At 50.7% G+C, this 20783-nt stretch carries 22 protein-coding genes; 8 read left to right on the plus strand and 14 right to left on the minus strand.

The genetic code is table 11. The features are described 5' to 3' along the window. Positions 1-292 precede the first annotated feature (292 nt). Together ucpA and murR are read right to left on the minus strand one after the other, a co-directional pair. Positions 293-1084 carry an SDR family oxidoreductase UcpA gene (gene ucpA / locus HEN33_RS16680; RefSeq protein ID WP_000517442.1) on the minus strand — a complete coding sequence of 264 codons (792 nt, stop codon included), beginning with the start codon at positions 1082-1084 and terminating at the stop codon, positions 293-295. A gap of 128 nt (positions 1085-1212) precedes the next feature. Continuing rightward, complete coding sequence (gene murR, locus HEN33_RS16685; protein ID WP_032184830.1) at positions 1213-2070, minus strand: HTH-type transcriptional regulator MurR; 858 nt, start codon at positions 2068-2070, stop codon at positions 1213-1215. A 163-nt stretch (positions 2071-2233) separates the two neighbouring features. On the opposite strand from murR, the gene murQ reads away from it, so the two are divergent. Genes murQ through pbp4b form a run of 3 tightly spaced genes read left to right on the plus strand, consistent with a single transcriptional unit; the run spans position 2234 to position 5864 of the window. Then, the gene (gene murQ / locus HEN33_RS16690; RefSeq protein WP_001175598.1) at positions 2234-3130 is read left to right on the plus strand and encodes an N-acetylmuramic acid 6-phosphate etherase; all 897 of its coding nucleotides are present in this window, start codon (positions 2234-2236) and stop codon (positions 3128-3130) included. 3 nt (positions 3131-3133) lie between these two features. After that, entirely contained in the window at positions 3134-4558 is a 1425-nt protein-coding gene (gene murP, locus HEN33_RS16695) for a PTS N-acetylmuramic acid transporter subunit IIBC (RefSeq protein ID WP_001040487.1), read from the plus strand. 4 nt (positions 4559-4562) lie between these two features. After that, on the plus strand, positions 4563-5864 hold the full coding sequence (gene pbp4b, locus HEN33_RS16700; protein WP_176262585.1) for a penicillin binding protein PBP4B: 1302 nt from the start codon (positions 4563-4565) through the stop codon (positions 5862-5864). Between the two features lie 57 nt (positions 5865-5921). On the opposite strand, the gene yfeX is transcribed toward pbp4b, so the two are convergent. The 4 genes from yfeX to HEN33_RS16720 form a co-directional block, all read right to left on the minus strand. Next, entirely contained in the window at positions 5922-6821 is a 900-nt protein-coding gene (gene yfeX / locus HEN33_RS16705; protein WP_001353051.1) for a porphyrinogen peroxidase, read from the minus strand. Between the two features lie 95 nt (positions 6822-6916). Next, a complete protein-coding gene (locus HEN33_RS16710; protein ID WP_000838945.1) occupies positions 6917-7492 on the minus strand; it encodes an RpoE-regulated lipoprotein in 576 nt (191 codons plus the stop codon). 60 nt (positions 7493-7552) lie between these two features. Then, the gene (locus HEN33_RS16715) at positions 7553-8002 is read right to left on the minus strand and encodes a DUF2919 domain-containing protein (protein ID WP_176262586.1); all 450 of its coding nucleotides are present in this window, start codon (positions 8000-8002) and stop codon (positions 7553-7555) included. After that, a complete protein-coding gene (locus HEN33_RS16720) occupies positions 7989-8414 on the minus strand; it encodes a GNAT family acetyltransferase (protein ID WP_176262587.1) in 426 nt (141 codons plus the stop codon). Before HEN33_RS16720 ends, HEN33_RS16715 begins: the two co-directional genes overlap by 14 nt. Positions 8415-8627: 213 nt before the next feature. On the opposite strand from HEN33_RS16720, the gene amiA reads away from it, so the two are divergent. From amiA to HEN33_RS16740, 4 genes are all read left to right on the plus strand, one after another. After that, positions 8628-9497 (plus strand): N-acetylmuramoyl-L-alanine amidase AmiA, encoded by an 870-nt coding sequence (gene amiA, locus HEN33_RS16725; protein WP_000102907.1) that lies wholly within the window; start codon positions 8628-8630, stop codon positions 9495-9497. Positions 9498-9500: 3 nt separating this feature from the next. Next, positions 9501-10400 (plus strand): oxygen-dependent coproporphyrinogen oxidase, encoded by a 900-nt coding sequence (gene hemF / locus HEN33_RS16730; protein ID WP_176262592.1) that lies wholly within the window; start codon positions 9501-9503, stop codon positions 10398-10400. A gap of 137 nt (positions 10401-10537) precedes the next feature. Further along, the gene (locus tag HEN33_RS16735) at positions 10538-11800 is read left to right on the plus strand and encodes a DUF1963 domain-containing protein (protein ID WP_176262588.1); all 1263 of its coding nucleotides are present in this window, start codon (positions 10538-10540) and stop codon (positions 11798-11800) included. Between the two features lie 260 nt (positions 11801-12060). Then, positions 12061-12525 carry a hypothetical protein gene (locus HEN33_RS16740; RefSeq protein ID WP_242460299.1) on the plus strand — a complete coding sequence of 155 codons (465 nt, stop codon included), beginning with the start codon at positions 12061-12063 and terminating at the stop codon, positions 12523-12525. 34 nt (positions 12526-12559) lie between these two features. Here the strand turns inward: HEN33_RS16740 and HEN33_RS26390 are convergent, their stop codons facing one another. From HEN33_RS26390 to eutB, 8 genes are all read right to left on the minus strand, one after another. Further along, on the minus strand, positions 12560-12919 hold the full coding sequence (locus HEN33_RS26390) for a hypothetical protein (RefSeq protein ID WP_242460300.1): 360 nt from the start codon (positions 12917-12919) through the stop codon (positions 12560-12562). A 104-nt stretch (positions 12920-13023) separates the two neighbouring features. Next, positions 13024-13359 carry a T6SS immunity protein Tli3 family protein gene (locus tag HEN33_RS26395; RefSeq protein WP_242460301.1) on the minus strand — a complete coding sequence of 112 codons (336 nt, stop codon included), beginning with the start codon at positions 13357-13359 and terminating at the stop codon, positions 13024-13026. Beyond that, complete coding sequence (locus tag HEN33_RS26400; RefSeq protein ID WP_242460302.1) at positions 13356-14153, minus strand: tetratricopeptide repeat protein; 798 nt, start codon at positions 14151-14153, stop codon at positions 13356-13358. Before HEN33_RS26400 ends, HEN33_RS26395 begins: the two co-directional genes overlap by 4 nt. Positions 14154-14260: 107 nt before the next feature. Beyond that, positions 14261-15313: an HTH-type transcriptional regulator EutR gene (gene eutR / locus HEN33_RS16760; RefSeq protein ID WP_176262589.1), complete on the minus strand. Its 1053-nt coding sequence runs from the start codon at positions 15311-15313 to the stop codon at positions 14261-14263. Between the two features lie 45 nt (positions 15314-15358). After that, the gene (gene eutK / locus HEN33_RS16765; protein ID WP_001295463.1) at positions 15359-15859 is read right to left on the minus strand and encodes an ethanolamine utilization microcompartment protein EutK; all 501 of its coding nucleotides are present in this window, start codon (positions 15857-15859) and stop codon (positions 15359-15361) included. A gap of 12 nt (positions 15860-15871) precedes the next feature. Beyond that, positions 15872-16531, minus strand: coding sequence for an ethanolamine utilization microcompartment protein EutL (gene eutL / locus HEN33_RS16770; RefSeq protein ID WP_176262590.1), 660 nt, complete (start codon positions 16529-16531; stop codon positions 15872-15874). Positions 16532-16540: 9 nt separating this feature from the next. Further along, positions 16541-17428, minus strand: a complete 888-nt coding sequence (gene eutC, locus HEN33_RS16775) for an ethanolamine ammonia-lyase subunit beta (protein ID WP_000372324.1) — start codon at positions 17426-17428, stop codon at positions 16541-16543. A 20-nt stretch (positions 17429-17448) separates the two neighbouring features. Further along, complete coding sequence (gene eutB, locus HEN33_RS16780) at positions 17449-18810, minus strand: ethanolamine ammonia-lyase subunit alpha (RefSeq protein WP_032303507.1); 1362 nt, start codon at positions 18808-18810, stop codon at positions 17449-17451. Positions 18811-18998: 188 nt separating this feature from the next. Between eutB and HEN33_RS16785 the strand changes: the two genes are divergently transcribed. Beyond that, positions 18999-20207 (plus strand): tyrosine-type recombinase/integrase, encoded by a 1209-nt coding sequence (locus HEN33_RS16785; protein WP_176262591.1) that lies wholly within the window; start codon positions 18999-19001, stop codon positions 20205-20207. Positions 20208-20783: the final 576 nt, after the last annotated feature.

Here is a 20783-nt window from a genome sequence, read left to right on the forward strand (position 1 = left end):
ATTAATTAAATGACTTTCTATTAGTCATCATATTTATAACGGACGTGAAAGGAGTAACGGTTTTATATACCGTTTGGTGATTTGGAAGTTGAAAAGGGAATAAGAACTTGGTTCAACAGGCGTAATTGTTGCAGTCAGTTTGGACACGAACAGCGCGGAGAAACCGGAGCGTACACATAGTACGTGAGGATTTCGAGCACTGCCCGGGGCCAAAATGACAAATAAAATAGCCTGGTGAACTTAGTTCAAGACGAAATCCTCCCCACACATGCAGGGAGGAAACAGAGGTGAATCAGATGCCGACGCTAACCGTCTCCGGCAGTGTGCTGCCGCCATCAATCACATTCTGTGTACCGGTTAAATAGCTGGATTCATCGGATGCGAGGAAGGCCGCCAGTTCGCCAACTTCCAGCGGATCGGCGAGGCGACGCAACGGGATTGCTTTCGCCATTTCAGTCAGCACCGATTCCGGATCCTCCGGGTTCGACTGACGCGCGATGCTTTCCGCCATTGGCGTGCGAACATATCCTGGGCAGATGGCGTTAACGCGAATACCAGACTGCGCGTACTCCACCGCCAGCGATTTAGTCAGGCCAACAATCGCCGCTTTCGTTAAGGCATACGCCGTTTCGCCCGGATCGGCCACCATATCGCCAGTGACCGAAGACATCATCACAATGCGACCATCTTTGCGGGCAATCATCTCCGGCAGCACCGCCTTTGTGACGTTCCATACGCCTTTTATATTGATATCAATATGGAAATCGCGATCTTCATCGCTCATATCGAGGAAACTGCCCAGACGACAAACGCCTGCGTTATTCACCAGGATATCAATGCGCCCTTCTTTTTCCTTTGCGCGCTTGATAGCTGCGGCTACCGATGCCGGGTCACGCACATCGGCGACAACCGCCGTACAGCGATGACCACGACCACACAGTTCGTCCGCCAGCTTTTCGATCTCAGGGGAGATATCCAGCAAGATTAGGTTTGCGCCATGACGCGCAAAAGTTCTGGCAATTCCTTCGCCAATTCCCTGCAATGCGCCCGTAATCAGTGCTGTCTTGCCCGTGAGTTTACCCATTTTAATGCTCTCCTTGTTAATACAGAGCGTTACACTCCATTCCCTCTGAAAATACAGGATAAACAAAATATTGCTGCGGATCAGCTCACTAATTCAGGAAAATCTCAATCCAGTCGCTGCTTTATGCATCATTTCAGGCGTTGTGTTAGCTCACTGCTGCGCTCAATCATTTTCAATGACTCGACATCATTAAGTTGTACCAGCCCAACAAACAGTAAATCGGTAACCGAATTTTGCGCCGTGCGGGTGGACATCGACGAGCTACGCCATTCGGTTTCACCAGAAACGGTATCGAGGGTGAAATGTGCCAACCGCCGCAGCGGAGAGTCAGTCAGTGAAGTAATGGCAATCACCGTTGCCCCCTGCTTTCGCGCTGCCTCGGCGCATAGCAAAATCTCTTTTTTACTGCCGCTGTAAGAGATAGCGATTTGTACATCACCCTTTTTCAACGCCTGGGAAACGGTAGCTTGTACGTGCGTGTCGGCTTCACAGGCCACGCGATAACCAATTTTCATCAGTTTGAATGAAAGATCGCGCCCCACCAGCGCCGACCCGCCCAGGCCTGTTATCTGGATAAACGGCGCTTTACTGATGACCTCAATGATTTTTTGCAGCCGCGCGTAATCGAGTAAGGCGCAGGTTTGCTCCAGTGCCAGCTCTTTTTCGCGATTCAGTTTGCGGGCAATCACTTCCAGCGAATCGTCACTGGTAATCGAACTGTGCAAGTGCAGCGCCGTGGCATTCGTTTTCTCCCGGCTGGCACTGTATTCGCCAATTAACGCCATACGCAATTCAGTAAATCCTTGCGCGCCGAGCTTCTGGGCAAACTTCACAATACTCGACTGGCTGATGCCGAGCTGTTTCGCCATCTTGCGCGAAGAGACGGATTTCAGCTCACTCACTTTAGCCTGCAGAAAGTCAGCTATTTTTTTCTCGTTCTCGGTAAATTCACTTTCTGCATTGCGTATTTTCGTCAGGTACAACATCTTCCACTCTCCTGGGCTGGCAGCAAAAATTCCGCTTAAGTTCTTATGACGCTCTTCACACTCTGCGAGTGTAGACTCAATGATTCCTTTAAGTCTGTCAATTCGGGATATATGATTCCATCCATCTGCAATTATTTGATCGTAAATAGTAAGGTCACCACCGATGCAACTTGAAAAGATGATTACCGAAGGCTCGAACGCCGCTTCGGCTGAAATTGACCGCGTATCAACGCTGGAAATGTGCCGGATTATCAACGATGAAGATAAAACCGTACCACTTGCCGTTGAGCGTGTACTGCCGGATATCGCCGCAGCGATCGATGTTATCCACGCCCAGGTAAGCGGCGGCGGTCGACTGATTTACATCGGTGCGGGGACTTCCGGTCGTCTGGGTATTCTTGATGCCAGCGAATGTCCGCCGACCTACGGCGTCAAACCGGACCTGGTGGTTGGTTTGATTGCTGGCGGTGAATATGCCATTCAGCACGCGGTGGAAGGCGCAGAAGATAGCCGGGAAGGTGGTGTTAACGATCTAAAAAATATCGGCTTAACCGCACAGGATGTGGTGGTTGGTATTGCTGCCAGCGGTCGCACACCGTATGTGATTGCCGGGCTGGAATACGCACGCCAACTCGGTTGCCGCACAGTGGGCATTTCCTGTAATCCGGGGAGCGCCGTTTCAACCACCGCTGAGTTTGCTATTACTCCGGTGGTTGGTGCCGAAGTGGTTACCGGTTCTTCGCGAATGAAAGCAGGAACAGCGCAGAAACTGGTGCTCAATATGCTCTCTACCGGGCTGATGATTAAATCCGGCAAAGTGTTCGGCAACCTGATGGTCGATGTGGTCGCCACCAACGAAAAATTGCATGTGCGCCAGGTCAATATCGTTAAAAACGCCACCGGATGTAACGCCGAACAAGCGGAAGCGGCGTTAATTGCTTGCGAGCGCAACTGTAAAACGGCCATTGTGATGGTGCTGAAAAATCTCGATGCCGCAGAAGCAAAAAAACGCCTGGATCAACACGGCGGCTTTATTCGTCAGGTTTTAGACAAGGAATAACCCATGGCCAAAGAGATCAGCAGTGAACTTCTGAACACCATCCTTACCCGTGTCGGCGGACCGGGGAATATCGCCAGTTGTGGTAACTGTATGACGCGCCTGCGTCTGGGTGTACATGACAGTTCACTGGTTGATCCCAATATCAAAACGCTGGAAGGCGTGAAGGGCGTCATTTTGACCAGCGATCAGGTACAGGTCGTTTTTGGACCAGGTAAAGCGCATCGTGCCGCCAAAGCGATGAGCGAACTGCTGGGCGAAGCCCCGGTACAGGATGCCGCAGAAATCGCCGCTCAGAATAAACGCCAGTTAAAAGCCAAACAAACCTCCGGAGTGCAACAGTTTCTTGCCAAATTCGCCACTATCTTCACGCCGCTGATCCCCGGTTTTATTGCTGCGGGTCTGTTGCTGGGGATAGCGACGTTAATTGCCACCGTGATGCACGTTCCGGCAGATGCTCAGGGAACGCTACCCGATGCGCTGAATTTTATGAAGGTGTTCAGCAAAGGTTTGTTCACTTTCCTGGTGATTCTGGTGGGCTATAACGCTGCCCAGGCATTTGGCGGCACGGGCGTCAATGGCGCAATTATCGCCGCGCTCTTTTTGCTCGGTTATAACCCTGCTGCCACCACCGGTTACTACGCCGGTTTTCACGATTTCTTCGGTCTGCCCATCGATCCGCGTGGCAATATTATCGGCGTGTTGATTGCCGCCTGGGCCTGCGCCCGCATCGAAGGCATGGTGCGCCGCTTTATGCCAGACGATCTCGACATGCTGTTGACCTCGTTAATCACTCTGCTGATCACCGCCACACTGGCGTATTTGATCATTATGCCGCTGGGTGGCTGGTTATTCGAAGGCATGTCGTGGCTGTTTATGCACCTGAACAGTAATCCGCTCGGTTGTGCAGTTTTAGCAGGGCTATTCCTGATCGCCGTGGTGTTTGGCGTACATCAGGGCTTTATTCCTGTTTACCTGGCCTTAATGGACAGCCAGGGATTCAACAGCCTGTTCCCCATCCTTTCAATGGCAGGCGCGGGCCAGGTGGGTGCGGCGCTGGCGCTCTACTGGCGGGCACAACCGCACAGTGCATTACGCAGTCAGGTCCGCGGGGCAATTATTCCCGGTCTGCTGGGCGTTGGCGAACCGTTAATTTACGGCGTCACCCTACCCCGCATGAAACCGTTTGTTACCGCCTGTTTAGGTGGCGCGGCGGGCGGTTTGTTTATCGGTCTGATAGCCTGGTGGGGCCTGCCGATGGGCTTAAACAGCGCCTTTGGGCCGTCTGGCCTGGTGGCGCTGCCGCTGATGACATCCGCGCAAGGCATCCTTCCGGCAATGGCGGTTTATGCAGGTGGGATTCTGGTGGCATGGGTTTGTGGGTTTATTTTCACCACGCTCTTTGGCTGCCGTAACGTCAATCTGGACTGATAATATGAAACGGACAATGCTCTGTCTTTCTCTGCTGGCTGTCAGCTGTAGCGTCAGCGCCGCAAAATACCCTGTTCTGACAGAAAGTTCGCCAGAGAAAGCAGGGTTTAACGTCGAACGGCTTAATCAGATGGATCGCTGGATAAGCCAGCAAGTTGATGCCGGTTATCCCGGCGTTAACCTGCTGATCATTAAAGATAATCAGATTGTGTATCGCAAAGCCTGGGGCGCGGCGAAAAAGTACGATGGCAGCGTGTTAATGAAGCAGCCAGTAAAAGCAACCACCGAGACGCTGTATGACCTGGCCTCAAACACAAAAATGTACGCCACTAACTTCGCCCTACAAAAGCTAATGAGCGAAGGCAAACTACATCCTGACGATCTGATTGCGAAATATATTCCGGGATTTGCCGACAGTCCAAATGACACCATCAAAGGCAAAAACACGCTGCGGATTTCTGATCTGCTGCATCACAGCGGCGGTTTCCCGGCGGACCCGCAATACCCAAATAAAGCCGTCGCGGGCGCGTTATATTCCCAGGATAAAGGCCAGACGCTGGAAATGATCAAGCGCACGCCGCTGGAATATCAGCCCGGCAGCAAACATATCTACAGCGATGTCGATTATATGCTGCTTGGATTTATCGTCGAGTCAGTTACTGGTCAGCCGCTTGACCGCTATGTTGAAGAGTCGATTTATCGCCCGCTCGGCCTGACGCATACGGTGTTTAATCCGCTGCTGAAAGGCTTTAAACCACAGCAAATTGCCGCCACGGAACTCAACGGCAATACCCGCGATGGCGTGATTCACTTCCCGAATATCCGCACCTCCACTCTCTGGGGTCAGGTGCACGATGAAAAAGCATTCTATTCGATGGGCGGCGTTTCCGGGCACGCAGGTTTGTTTTCCAATACCGGCGATATTGCGGTGTTAATGCAAACGATGCTGAACGGCGGCGGCTATGGTGATGTGACGCTGTTCAGTGCGGAAACGGTGAAGATGTTCACCACCAGCTCTAAGGAAGATGCTACTTTTGGCCTCGGCTGGCGCGTGAATGGTAATGCCACCATGACGCCGACGTTTGGCACGCTGGCAAGCCCGCAAACCTACGGTCACACTGGCTGGACCGGGACGGTGACCGTTATCGATCCGGTGAATCATATGGCGATTGTGATGTTAAGCAACAAGCCACATTCACCAGTTGCCGATCCACAAAAAAATCCCAATATGTTCGAAAGCGGTCAGCTACCGATTGCAACTTATGGTTGGGTGGTGGATCAGGTGTATGCGGCGTTAAAGCAGTAATAAAAAGGCCAGTCAGTTGTGATACTGGCTGGCCTTTAATCATCGAATCAGAAGCGCTTACAGCGCCATCAGTTTGTCCAGCGACGGCGCGAAATAATAGCCGCCAGTGACTGGTTTGGTGAAACGCAACATCGCATCACGCTTACCATCGGTATCGCCAAACATACTCAGCAGTTGCTGCTCAATGTTATGTAAACGCGCGCAGTAGGCACAGAAATACAGACCGTGCGTGCCGCTGGCGGTGCCGTATGGCAGGCTCTGGCGAACAATCTTCAGTCCTTTGCCATCTTCTTTCAGATCAACACGGGTCAGGTGAGAAGTTTCCGGACGTTCGTCGCCGTCGATCTCTTCGTTATCTTCTTTGGTGCGCCCGATCATCATCTCCTGATCGTGAACGCTCATCCGGTTGAGCTGCTTCAGGTTGTGCTCCCAACGCTGCACAAATACATAGCTGCCGCCCGCATCCACGCCGTCTTTGATAACCGCCACTTCGCGGCGCGTCTCTTCACCCGCCGGGTTTTCAGTACCGTCAACGAAGCCGCTCAGGTCACGCTCTTCAACCCAACGGAAGCCGTGGATCTCTTCTTTCACTTCAATGCAGTCACCAAAGGCTTCCATCGCCGCCTGAGCGACAGAGAAGTTTACGTCGTGACGCAGAGAAAGAATGTGGATCAACACATCGAACTGGGTGGTCGGCGCAAGGCCTTTACCGTAGCCCGGAAAATCTTTCAGCTCTTCGGCCCCAACGCCGCCGCTCAGAGTACGCCAGGTGTTGTTACCAAAGGCAACTACCGCACCAAGATGCGCGTCCGGGAATTTCGCTTCAAAAGTTGCCAGTTTGTCGGCAAATGTTTTACTGGCCGCACGCAGGGCGTCAACTTCCCCTTTAACGTTGGCTTCGATCCAAATCGCCGCGCGGCAATGTTCTGGCAAAATGCCACTCTGAACCTGAGACATTGTTCCTCCTGAAAATAAGAATGCCACGCAATCCGTGGCATTGTTGGGCGCTATTTTACGTGTTTTTTTGCGGCGGCGGTTTGTTCAGACGCAAATTAACGCCGCCAGATAATTTTACTGACTTTCCAGTTTTTCAGGGTATCGTCCGAAGGCATTAACCCTTCAGGACCACTCCATTCCCCGCTGAACTGGTAGCTAATATGTTGACTGCCTTCGGCTTTACATTCGACGGCACGATTATCATCACCATCAGCTTTTTGGCAATTGCCAAATGCTTTGCTGTAAAGGTCGCTAAACGGTGTACCGATTTTAACACCGGTGTCAGCAGGAATATCGCTATCCAGCACATCAATGCGGCTGATCGTGCCCTGATCGCCGTTAATTACCATCGCCACGTTGTCGCCTTTCATCACTTCAAAAAAGCGCACCACGTTGCCGTTCGCGGTTTTCATTCCGCTGCGCAGGCGATAATCACCATCAAGCGCATCGGCAATAGCTTGTTCTTGCAGTGGTGTGGACGCCGTTAATTCACCCACGCCCTGCTCGCTCACTTTGGTGGACGACCCAAACCAGTTCCACGGATTAGCGGCAGACCAGTTAACTGACGACATCGTTGAACACCCGGTCAGCATCAACGGCATAGCGCATAACATTAAACGCAGCGATTTCATGTCACTTCCTTTGGTTATTCAATAACGTTGCTTGGAGTGCGAATTTGCAAAAAAGTGCCGTTATTCTTTCTCAACCACAAAACAAGCGCGTAAACGTCGATTGGTCAGCAGCCAGATTAACGCCACAATATCCGCCACTACCAGCGCCAGACCGATACCGCTAACGGATTCACCGTTCAGCCACAGCCACGGTTGCCAGCAAAGTAAAACCACCTGCGCCAACAGCAACAGAAAATAGAGCACATGCCAGATACGGGGAAATGAAGCCCGCCGACCACTCAGCAAAAACGCCAGCACCGCCGGAATACCGGGAATCAACCCCAGCCAGAAATTATCGTGATCGGGATAAAACAGATTTAGCAGCGCAGTACCCTGCTCGCGCGACGCACCGGCAATGACAAACAGCACCCAGGTTCGCGCCTGAAGCAATAGCACAAGCCAGAAGAGCAAGGGTAAACGCAGGCGACCGTGCGCATCATAATGGACAGGATGAAACTCAGTACTCTTCATCTTCAATCAAACGCTTACCCAGACTCAGCACGTCGGCGTGTTCATATCCCAGGCGTTCATACATTCCGAGCACCATGTCGTTATCTTCCGGCACGTTGATCTGAATTTTCGGGCAGCCGCGAGCAATCAGCTTTTTCTCCAACCGATTAAGCAACGCATTAGCAATCCCACGCCCACGAAACTCTGGATGCACGCCAAGATAATAAGCAGACCCGCGATGCCTGTCATAACCGCCCATCACCGTTCCGACCACTTCACCGTTTACCTCAGCGACCAGAAACAAACTGACGTCATGGTTCATCTTACGCTCGATGTCCATTTCCGGATCGTTCCACGGACGCAGCAAGTCGCAACGCTCCCAAAGGGTGATGACCTCTTCGAAATCTTCCTGGCGAAATACGCGTATCTCCATGGTATTCGTTACCTTTTTGCGGGTTAAAAGGCTGATTATGGCGTGAACGGTCGAATTAGCCAATATCTGACGAAAATCGGTTGAAAAAGTGGCATAATGGGGAGTTGTCAACTATTGAAATGAAAAGTAAAACAATTCTCAACAGCAAACGGTCGTAACGGATTACGCGATACGATATAACATCTGGAACTTTATTATTACAACTCAGGCCGTATGAGCACTTTTAAACCACTAAAAACACTCACTTCGCGCCGCCAGGTGCTGAAAGCCGGATTGGCTGCCCTGACGTTGTCAGGAATGTCGCAAGCCATCGCCAAAGAAGAACCTTTAAAAACCAGTAACGGACACAGTAAGCCGAAAGCCAAAAAAAGTGGCGGCAAACGTGTCGTTGTTCTCGATCCAGGCCACGGCGGAATTGATACCGGAGCGATTGGTCGCAATGGATCGAAAGAAAAACATGTGGTGCTGGCGATTGCCAAAAACGTCCGTTCCATATTGCGTAATCATGGCATTGATGCGCGTCTAACGCGTTCTGGCGATACGTTTATCCCGCTGTACGATCGCGTTGAAATCGCCCATAAACATGGCGCTGACCTGTTTATGTCAATTCACGCCGACGGCTTTACTAACCCGAAAGCTGCCGGTGCTTCGGTATTTGCTCTCTCTAACCGTGGGGCAAGTAGCGCAATGGCGAAATACCTGTCTGAACGCGAAAACCGCGCCGATGAAGTTGCCGGTAAAAAGGCGACTGACAAGGATCACCTATTGCAGCAAGTGCTGTTTGATCTGGTGCAAACCGATACTATTAAAAACAGCCTGACGCTCGGCTCGCATATTCTGAAGAAGATTAAGCCGGTGCATAAACTGCACAGCCGCAACACCGAACAAGCCGCGTTTGTGGTGTTGAAATCGCCGTCGGTTCCTTCGGTGCTGGTGGAAACCTCATTTATCACCAACCCGGAAGAAGAGCGGCTGTTAGGCACGGCGGCATTTCGCCAGAAAATCGCCACAGCGATTGCCGAAGGCGTGATCAGTTATTTTCACTGGTTTGACAACCAGAAAGCACACTCGAGAAAGCGGTAAGTGATGAAACCCGACGCACACCAGGTTAAACAGTTCCTGCTCAACCTTCAGGATACAATTTGTCAGCAGCTGAGCGCCGTCGATGGCGCAGAGTTTGTCGAAGATAGCTGGCAGCGCGAAGCTGGCGGCGGCGGACGTAGCCGGGTGTTACGTAATGGTGGTGTTTTCGAACAGGCGGGCGTCAACTTTTCACATGTCCACGGTGAGGCGATGCCTGCTTCCGCCACTGCTCATCGCCCGGAACTTGCCGGACGCAGTTTCGAAGCGATGGGCGTTTCGCTGGTAGTGCATCCGCATAATCCGTACGTTCCCACCAGCCACGCGAATGTGCGCTTTTTTATTGCCGAAAAACCGGGTGCCGATCCCGTCTGGTGGTTTGGCGGTGGATTCGACTTAACCCCTTTCTATGGCTTTGAAGACGATGCTATTCACTGGCACCGCACCGCCCGTAACCTGTGCCTGCCATTTGGCGAAGACGTTTATCCGCGTTACAAAAAGTGGTGCGACGAATACTTCTACCTCAAACATCGTAACGAACAACGCGGTATTGGCGGGCTGTTCTTTGATGACCTGAACACGCCAGACTTTGACCACTGTTTCGCCTTTATGCAGGCGGTAGGTCAAGGCTACACCGACGCTTATTTACCGATTGTTGAACGACGCAAAGCGATGGAATACGGCGAGCACGAGCGCAATTTCCAGCTCTACCGTCGCGGTCGCTATGTCGAGTTCAACCTGGTCTGGGATCGCGGAACGCTGTTTGGCCTGCAAACTGGCGGGCGCACCGAGTCTATCCTGATGTCAATGCCGCCACTGGTACGCTGGGAGTATGATTATCAACCGGAAGAAGGCAGCCCGGAAGCGGCGTTAAGTGAGTTTATTAAGGTCAGGGATTGGATTTAATATCATGAAAATAAAAGAAAAATAACCCTATGTTTGTGGCTTGAAATTAATTCTGTTTAATTTGTGTGCCATAGTGACACCCTAATATCTAATAATAATCTCTTTCGACTTAATATCCTCAGGCAAGGAGCGCCTCTATGACTCACCGTATTCCCTGTAAAAGCCCCGCTTGTACATCAACCATTCTTCCGGAAACCGCTGCGCGTACTGACGGATACTGTATGCCCTGCGTTCAGGCACAACAGCAGCGTGAGCACGATGAATATATCAGGAAAAATAAAAAGACCGTGAATGTGTTTGCTGGGCTAAGCGATCCGATTGCCATGCTGAAATTAGTTCACCAGCCACGGAAATTCGATGCGTTAATCGACTGGACTCCCTGCCCCGTTCCCACCGATGCCCTGTATCAACAACTGACTGCCGATCAAGCGCAGCTGATGGCTGATTACGCCACAGAACGCTTTGCGTCTGGTGAATATGAACACGCTCAGGAGATTTGTCTTTGTCTGGCGGCGTTTACCCAGGCAAATCTGGATGCATATTTACGAGAGTGGATCTCTTATGATGATTTAGACGCTTATTCTCCTCTGCCTTTCCACCGCGCCCCAGCGGATGTTCGCGATACGCTGTTAGAACGGGTTGAGGATGATGCAGAAAACAGAAATTGTATTCTGCAATGTCTGGCATGGATTGGGGATGACGTTGTTGTTGAACGTTTTGCCTACTGGCGCAATAACCCGCCGCTGTGGCGCAGTTCACTTTACATCGCGCCAGAAGAATATGCGCATGAGGCCGGTTGGGAGTTAACCGCTGAAGATCAAAGGCGTAATCTCTATTTTCCTCAATGTTTTCATCTGGAGATGAAAAGCACCGGGTCTTGCGAAGCTTTGCGTGTTGTTGATGAACGCAGCGATACCTGTCCAAAGTGCGCATTGCCCCTAACAAATCTTTTCGACGTTGACCTGAAGGCAACGGGTCTTAGCGATAACGGCAGTTTTCGCGTCGTGACTTGCGAATGTTGCACCGCCTACAGCACCATTTTCGGCTACATGGACTCAAAGGGTAACGCTCATTTGTCTGCAAAAAATATCCCGCCTGCCTGGCTACCGGATGATGTATCGGAATGGCGTCGACTCCCTGTAAACAGCATGAGACAGGGAAACCTTAGGTCACCGTTATTTGCCGCAGACCCATTTTTACCTGTCTCTTTCTCGCAACTTGGCGGGCATCCAACCTGGATTCAGGACGCGGAATATCCTCTCTGTCCGCAATGTTCCCACACAATGATGTTTCTTGCGCAACTGGATTATGCCGATATTGAACAATATGGCGAAGGGATAATTTACGCGTTTATCTGCCCGGAGTGCCGGACAACGGCAACGTCTTATCAGCAGTCTTAACTGCAATAATAGTGAAAGATATGTCTTTTTAAATCTGGAAATGAAGCAAAATAACTAAAATGATAATCACAACCAACACAACAATATGCATTGCAGAACAACAAATCAGAATACTTGAGCTCTTCCGTGAATACTGAGGCATACAGCAAATAAATGAAGTCATTACCAACTCAGAACTTTGTGTAAATAGCAAAAATCACAGGTGTAACATTTCCTGGACAGATAATTACATAAATATCAATTATCAATGCAACCGGGAAATGCATCCACAAGAACGGGATAAATTTTTGACAGCATTCAGTGCAGCTCTTAGTCAACCTGTTCCCGATTATTACACTGACGCATACGAAAAAAGCCATCGTATTTTTCTGCGTAAAAAACATCGCCGTAGTGATGGACGTATTGGTTGTTCTATCTATCCTTACAAGGAGGAACCTAACGGTGGATGGGATTACAATGTTGCCAGTCTTTTTATTTATGAGTGCGATTTTGAAATACTATCCCCGGCTATTAAGTCACTATACCCTTTAGCCAATGGTGAAACATTTTTTGATTACACAAGCTGGAATGAATTTACCTCAGATGAATGCGTAAAGATAATTGAACAATGGTTAGCTAAGGCACAAACAAATACCGAATATGCAGAATTCATTAAGTATGTTATTGAGTGGATGAAACCGCTCTTAAACAAATATCAGAATATCATGATCGAAGGTAATTTATAAGTTCAATCCAGACTAAGCTGATGCATTACTGACATTACTTATAGTTTTTTTCATCACCTTTTCGGCCCCAGGAATCCCAACTTCTTTGGCGATCTTGTTGAAAACGTTCCGCCTCTTCTACAGATAATTCTGCATTTTCGGAACACTGCATGTGATCCCAACCGCGATAGTTTTTAATGACTGGTACATTTTTGGGCAGATTAACATCATTATTCTGACTGTGATAATCATAATAATACATAAAAAAACTATGCATCGGAATTTGACTGAGATAAAACCCATCCTTATCATCAATAAATAGCTGGCCCTCATGAAAAATCAATCGCGTATCACTGGTCGCAAGTTCAACCGATAAGTTGATATCTTTCCAGGTCGCGCCATAATCGGATGACATTTGCACTTCATGGTATTCATAAATCAGTTGTCCATTTTTATCTTTTTTATGTGGATCGCCCCCCAGAGGTACAAAAATATACTTTTCAGAATCATGAATAAACTTTATATTTTCAGGAAGTGGACTGTCATATGAGGGAGTGATTGCAGAACGTGAACCAATGGATTCCGGAACCCATTGGTTGTGACGCGTATCGCCAACACGGGAAAATATATTTTTTGTGTATCAGTATACCAGTATTGACCTGAACAATAATCAACACCGTCGTAATGCCGCTTTTCACCTGTTAAAATGATATAACGGTGATCGTCAAAACGGTAGACAATCTGGAGAGGTAGTGCATCCGAAGACATATACTTCGCCGGAGGCACTATACTATTACCCCCGTAGACAGCATAGCTAAAAAATAGCATTGAGAACGCCAATACGCTTTTTTTCATTTTGCCCCCTTCACTACAACTTCCGCCTCAGACTCTGCCAATAACTCCGGGAAAGGTATCTGACCAAGATAATGTTTGGCATTAATTCTGTTCGCTTCGATTCTGGCGGGCTTTAGCATTTCCGCTGAGAATTTCTTTTCTATTCCCGATATATACTCTATTGCCTCTGGCAAACCTAATTTTGCTGCAAGATAAAACCAGGCAACGGCAAGGTCGTTGTTTTGCGTAACGCCATGACCACTGAGATATTGTGAACCGATAAAGTAGCAAGCCCTACTTGCTTTCTCTCGACCTGCCCCGTTCAGCGACTTCATAAACCAGGAAAAAGAATGAGTATAATTCTTTTCAACCCCCTGCCCACGATAATACATTACCCCAACCATGTAGCGTGCGGCGGCTATTCCCCAGGAATTTTCCCGCCCGGAAGCTTTCATAAACCAGTTAAAAGCTTCTTTATAATTTTTTGTCACCCCATCACCTGAATAATAACGGCGTCCAAGACGATACTGCGCTCCCGCCATACCATTCTCTGCAGCTTTACGAAACCAGTACAGCGCTTTTTTATCATCTTTAGGCGTTACACCATCCCCTTTTAGATATATCCATGCAAGATCGTATTGATCCGATGATTTACCTTGCTGCGCACGCAACTGCAGGCAAACAATATCGGATTTACTGTTACAGGGAGTGAGTCGAGCCCACGAGCAGGAAGAGAAGGCAATGGTCGTGACGATAACGACTAATCGAGGGGAGATATTCCATAACCATAGCGTTGCTAATAGTCGAATGTCCATCCTGGACCTCCTGATTATCGTCACTCTCTTTGAGAGAAATACGAATTATAGTATTTGCATGGCTTTTCTCGTTACACAAATATGGCGAAAAGCGATACCAGTCGTTTTCACTCCAGTTCCTGCATCCGCTGATGTAGCGTCAGAGACGGCTTCTCGGCAAACAGTTGCTGGTAATCCGTGGCGAATTGCCCCAGATGCCAGAATCCCCACTGCATGGCGGCATCTTTGACCGTTGTACTTTGCGACCACGGGCTTATCAGCTCGCGGCGTACGGCGTTCAGGCGAATGCGTTTCAGCCACGCATTCGGACCAATGCCTAAAATAGCGTGAAATGCGTTTTGTAACGTGCGGCGGCTGACATGCAGTTGATTACACAAGTCCAGCACCGTCACTGGTTCGGACATGTTTTCCAGCACATATTCACGGGCCCGGGAAAGCAACCGGCGGTAACTCTGATGACTTATACTTTCCGCCGTCATCATTGGCTGCGCTTCTTCCAGCATCGCCCCCATCGCCATTAGCAAATTATCTCCCAGCACTTTACGCACTGCAGGCTGATGTAGATTTTCCGGGCTCTCGCAAAACGTCGCCAGCGCCTGTTGGACAAACCCCCACAGCGCGACCTTATGCTGCTCTTTCACTTCCAGCGCCGACTGGCTACGCAGCATATGTAATACCCGATCCGGATTATGCAAAAAGTTAGCCTGCCGGGTGATGACATCTTCAGAAAGCACCACGCCAAGGATCGTGTAATCGTCCGGCGTACTTAATTCAAACTCGGTGCCGCCAGGGCGCGTCGCAATTTCTGCGCTTCCCAGACATTGCGAACCGATAAATCCCTGCTCACCGCGCGTCGCCGGAATGCCAAACCAGAACGAGTTCGGCCAGACCAGGCACGACTGACGCAGCGCCAGCCCCGTGTATTCACGGAAAACCTGAATATCATCGAGCAGAATTTCCGTAAATTCACCATGAAATTTGCCCGGATGCAGCTGATCGTAAATCTGCTGCCAGGCGGTAATCGTCAAAGCATGTTCATAGACATCCGTTGTTTGCCGTTGATGAACATTATCCACTTCGACCTTCGGCGTGAGCTTCAGGTTTTCGGGTAAGGGTTCATGATAAAGATGGTGCAAATTGGCTGTACGGGTCTTTTTCATGATGTTAATGCCGGGTGTTGTAGGACACCCGGCACCTCCGACAGGTTAATGGGGCTTGAGACGATAACGACTACTGCGTTTACGTAACGTCCCGGCAGAAAAGAGCTGTTCGAGCGCATTTCTGGCTTTTTCCAGCGGCCAGCCAAAGTGGGCAGCCACTTCTCCTGCCGTCATTCCCTGACGTACTGATGTTAACAGCGCCAACAACTCGTCAGCAGATTCCGCGACGATAACTGGCGCGTCGGGTTCCTTTACGGGTTGCTTCGGCTGGCGGTTAAAGCCAGTAACCAGCCACTGGGTGTCATCGTCTGGTCGACCGATCTCCTTACGGCTGATGACACGCCCGGTACGCATCGCGGCAGCACAACCTGCGTCCAGCGCCGCACGACACGCCGCCAGATCGCCTTCCACCACCAGCGTTAGGCGACCAGGGTCAAGCACTTCGTGACTGAGCAGACGAACGTTAGCTGCTTTGAGCATGGCATCAGCTGCATCTATCGCGGCGACCATGCCGTCCACTTCCAGCAATCCCAGTGCATTGATCATCGGCAACCTCCGTTACGCACGCTGGATTGGATTACGCGCGATTTCCAGCACTGCATCGGTAAAGGCGTTACAGGCTGCTTTACACGCGGCCTGGCTACCGGTTAAAAATGCTGCCGAGTAGTTGGTTTCAGACGGTGGCGGGACATAGGTCACCAGCTGCACGTCGGCAGATTTCAACGCTGCATCAATGCCGTAGGTCGCTTCCAGCGGCGGTGCCACCAGATACGCCATCGGATCGCCAAGCGTGATCCCGGCGGTTGATGAGAGATAAGAGCCGGTACGCGAAACGACATGCGCCAGGAAGGCTGTGTTTTCTGCATCATTAGCCCACTGGAAAGCAGCGCCATTTTCAATATGCGCAACCATCGCATCCAGACCGGCACGCACTTCCGCCGGGTTTGGCCCCCCGAGCATAATCAGCACTTCACCGACAGTCGGTGACGGCCCGTGTGCAGCTCCCGCATACAGCGAGCGACCATACACGACTTCAACCATCGCCTGCTTGGTCGCTTCGTCAGCCGCAATGTAGGTGACGTCATCGGAATCAGCAGAAATCAGCCCGAGGCTACGAATATGCGGCGGCAATTTCAGTTCACGCGCAAATTCGGCGTTAACAGAGGCAATCACCCGCATGGCGGTTACCGACGGTCGAATCAAATCTAAAGCTGGCATGATGCCTCCTTATCGGGTCATGTTGATGCCGGATGCTTTCTGCTCCAGCATACGTTTCGCCAAATCCACAATGACGGCTGCGGCTTCAACCGGCGGCGTGCCGCCCTGGTGAATGTTAGAGATACAGGTACGGTCGGCCTCAACGGTGGTTGCCATACGCGGCGAGTAAACGGCGTAGCAGGAGAGACTTTCTGACTGCCCTAACCCCGGACGTTCACCCACCAGCAGGATCACCACTTTCGCGCCAAGAAGTTCGCCAATCTGATCTTCAATCTTCACCCGACCATAACGAACAAAGAATGGCGTACCGACTTTCAGCCCGGCCTGTTTCAGGCCCGCCATCAGCGGCGGCAGGATCTCTTCGTAGTTGACGGTGATCGCATCAGTAGACAGACCATCGGAAATAACCACCTGTACGTCCGGATTGGCAACACACTGCGCTTTCAGCGCTTCAACAGCCTCTGCACACAAGCGGCGGCCCATATCCGGGCGAGTCAGATAGAGATTTTTGTCGCTAATTTCAGAGCGGACCTCCAGCAAGCCCTGCGCTTTCACCCACTCTTCCGGCACTTCTTTCAGTACGGTGTCTTTCGAACGAGAGTGATCGGCCAGGAAACGCAGCAACGCCTGGGTACGCGGACGCGGACCAGCACGACCGGTACAGACGCGAGCCACGGTGCTGCGGCGCAGTTCTGTTAATACGTCTGCGCGATGCGGGTTTTCAACGCCAATCCACGCTTTTGCTTCCGCGGAACCTAAATCCAGCGCGCAGCTTTCCGAGGTCACCGGTGCTGCACAGGTGGTAGTGGCGCATTTTGCTTCTGACGGCGCGGGGGCCGCTTGTCCCATTGACGCCATCACGCTGCGTACAATTTCTTCAATCTGTTTTTGATCCATGATGTGTTATCTCCGCGTCATCAGAAGAACAGTGACGGATCGCCCGCCCGTTTGGTCAGGCGACCGTTTGCCATAATGCCCATGCTTTCCAGCCAGCGTTCAAACTCCGGTGACGGGCGCAGGTTGAGTAACTGACGCACAGTGGCGGTATCGTGGAATGCGGTGGTCTGGTAGTTGAGCATGATGTCATCACCCAGCGGCATCCCCATGATGTAGTTGCAGCCTGCGGTGGCGAGCAGGATCATCAGGTTTTCGTTGAGGTTCTGGTCAGCGTCAGCGTGGTTGGTGTAGCAGCAGTCACAGCCCATAGAGATGCCGCTCAGCTTGCCCATAAAGTGATCTTCTAAGCCAGCACGGATAATCTGGCGGTCGTTGTAGAGATACTCTGGCCCAATAAAGCCGACTACGGTGTTGACGATAAACGGATCGTAATGACGTGCCAGCCCGTAGTTACGCGCTTCCATCGTTACCTGATCTGCGCCGAAGTTAGCGCCCGCCGATAGCGCAGAACCCTGCCCGGTTTCGAAGTAGAGGCAGTTTTCCCCGGCGATACGGTTGAACTCCGCGCCCACTGCGCGCGCTTCGTCGAGCATCGCCAGCTCTACGCCAAACTCTTTCAGCCCTTTTTCACTGCCGCAGATACTCTGGAAAATCAGCCCGCCCGGCGCGCCGCGACGGATCGCTTCAATCTGGGTAGTAACGTGCGCCAGCACGCAGCCCTGGGTCGGAATGTTGAATTTGTCGATCACGCCATAGATGGTATCCAGCACGCGGCTTAAGTTTTCCACGTCGTCAGTCACCGGGTTAACGCCGATCACCGCATCGCCCACCCCGAAAGAAAGCCCTTCGTAGATTTGCGCGGCGATACTTTGCACGTCGTCGCGGGTATCGTTTGGCTGCAAACGGGCGCTAAAGGTGCCCGGAATACCGATGGTAGTATTGGCCTTTTTGATAATCGGCATTTTCTTCGCGCCGTAGATCAGATCCGCGTTAGAGCAAATCTTCGCTACCGCCGCGACCACTTCCGAGGTCAGCCCTTTGCGGGTAAAAGCAATGTCGTCAACGCTGGTTTCATCACTCAGCACATACTCACGCAGCTCGCTGATGCTCCAGTTTTTAATCTGGTTGTAGGCCGTTTCGTTAACGTCGTCCTGAATCAGCCGCGTCACGCAGTCATCTTCATAGGCAATCACCGGATTATTGCGGATGTCCGCTACGGTCATTTCCGACAACACCTGCTTTGCCGCCACGCGCTCCTGTGAGCTTGCCGCTGCAACGCCCGCCAGCACATCCCCCGAACGCAGTTCGTTGGCTTTAGCCAGCACCTCTTTTACATCCTTAAACTGATATACATTGCCGAACAATGTGGTCTTTAGTTTCATAAGTCGTTCCCTCAGGAAGAAGTGATGAGTAACATTTTTCACAGCCTGCAAACAATTCTATTTCATCGTTAGCCCTTGTCCTGTAAGGTAATTGCCTTAACACGCCCGCTATTCATCCTGCCGAACGCAACCGAACGCGCCGGATACATTAGCGGGGTTATCGAGTCGTTAGATCGAGGTATCCGGTTTTGAGCAAGACACCACTGACAGCAAAGGCCATAGAGGCCGCCCAGCCGAAGGACAAGCCCTACAAACTCACAGATTCACAAACGCCAGGCCTTTTCTTGCTGGTCCATCCCAACGGGTCACGGTACTGGCGATTCCGGTACTGGATTGGGAAGAGAGAATATTTACAGGCTATCGGGATATATCCGCTAATCAGCCTCAAGGAAGCCCGTAAACGAGCCACAGAGAGCCGATCTCTGATTGCTAATGGAATTAATCCAATGGAAGCGGCACGCAAGGAGAAAGCCGTTGATGCGCTCAACATGGCGGCAAGTTTTAAGACGGTAGCAGAAGACTGGCTTGCTACCAGGGTGAGCGGATGGAGTGAGAGCTATACAAAGCAGGTCAGATCGGCACTGGAGAAAGATGTTTACCCCGTGCTGGGACGTCGGTCGATCGTCGATATAACGGCCCGTGATGTTCTGGCATTGCTTCAGAAGAAAGAGCGCACCGCACCGGAACAAGCCAGGAAGCTACGCGCCCGTATCGGGGAGATCTTCAAATTTGCCGTTATCACCGAACTGGTTAACCGGAATCCGGTTGCAGATCTGGACACGGCACTGAAAGCCAGACGCCCAGGCCATAACGCATGGATACCGATTAATGAAATTCTGGCCTTCTACAAAGCCCTTGAGAGAGCTGGGAGCGTTCAGATTCAGACGGCAATACGTTTGCTTATATTAAGCGCCCTAAGGACGGCAGAGCTTCGTTTAATGCGCTGGGAATGGGTGGATCTGGAGTCGGCAACAATCACATTGCCCGCCGAAGTCATGAAGGCCCGCCGCCCGCATGTTGTCCCGTTATCCCGGCAAGCGGTCGAGCTATTACAGGACCAGTTTACTCGCAGCGGATACAGTGCTTTCGTCTTTCCGGGCCGATTCATGGACAAGCCACTTTCATCCAGCGCCATCCTTAAAGCCCTGGAGCGTATCGGATTCAAATCGACGGTTACAGGCCACGGCTGGCGCACAACATTCAGCACGGCGCTTAACGAATCCGGCAGGTATAACCCTGATTGGGTCGAAATCCAATTGGCCCATGTTCCAAAGGGAATCAGGGCGATTTATAACCAGGCGGCCTACCTGAAGCAACGGCGAGCAATGATGCAGGATTACGCCGACGCTATTGATTCAATATTGGCTGGTACTGGCAATCCGCTTGAGCCGGAATGAATAATTAAGCGGGTTTTCCGGCCTCCTGCATCGCAGGAACTCGGCTAAATACTGGACACATTCAGAATAACTATTCACTTGCCGGATTCGTCCGGCTTTTCTTTTGCTAATCGTTAAACCACCGTTTCAATATCCAATAGCGATGGTTGAAGCGTTCAAAAAATAACCGTGACAACCGTCACAAATATGCAATGTCAATGATTTAAATCAATAAATTGGTGATTCTTCGTTTTCTCTTTCGAATGAAAGTAAAATACAGGAAAATAAATCACCACGAAATCATGCACTTATGAATTTTGACCAACTAGTCCAAAATATCCTCGGTGAATCCATGCTGGTTACAGGACGATGATTAATACTTAACCTGTGACTTTCGAATGAAAGTAAATTGATAAAGATGTCAGTATACACCAACCAAATAGAATATTTTTTATGCGATATTTGGATGATAATTAAGCAAAACTTTCGCGAGGTATAACGATGTGAGTAATTAATTTTAACTCTACAATAAATCCATCCCGACAGGGATAATGAGATGGACGCTCCAGATTTTACGGTATCAAAGTACCAGACTGG

The sequence above is a fragment of the Escherichia sp. 94.0001 genome, assembly GCF_013369155.2.
GTDB classification, from domain to species: domain Bacteria; phylum Pseudomonadota; class Gammaproteobacteria; order Enterobacterales; family Enterobacteriaceae; genus Escherichia; species Escherichia coli_F.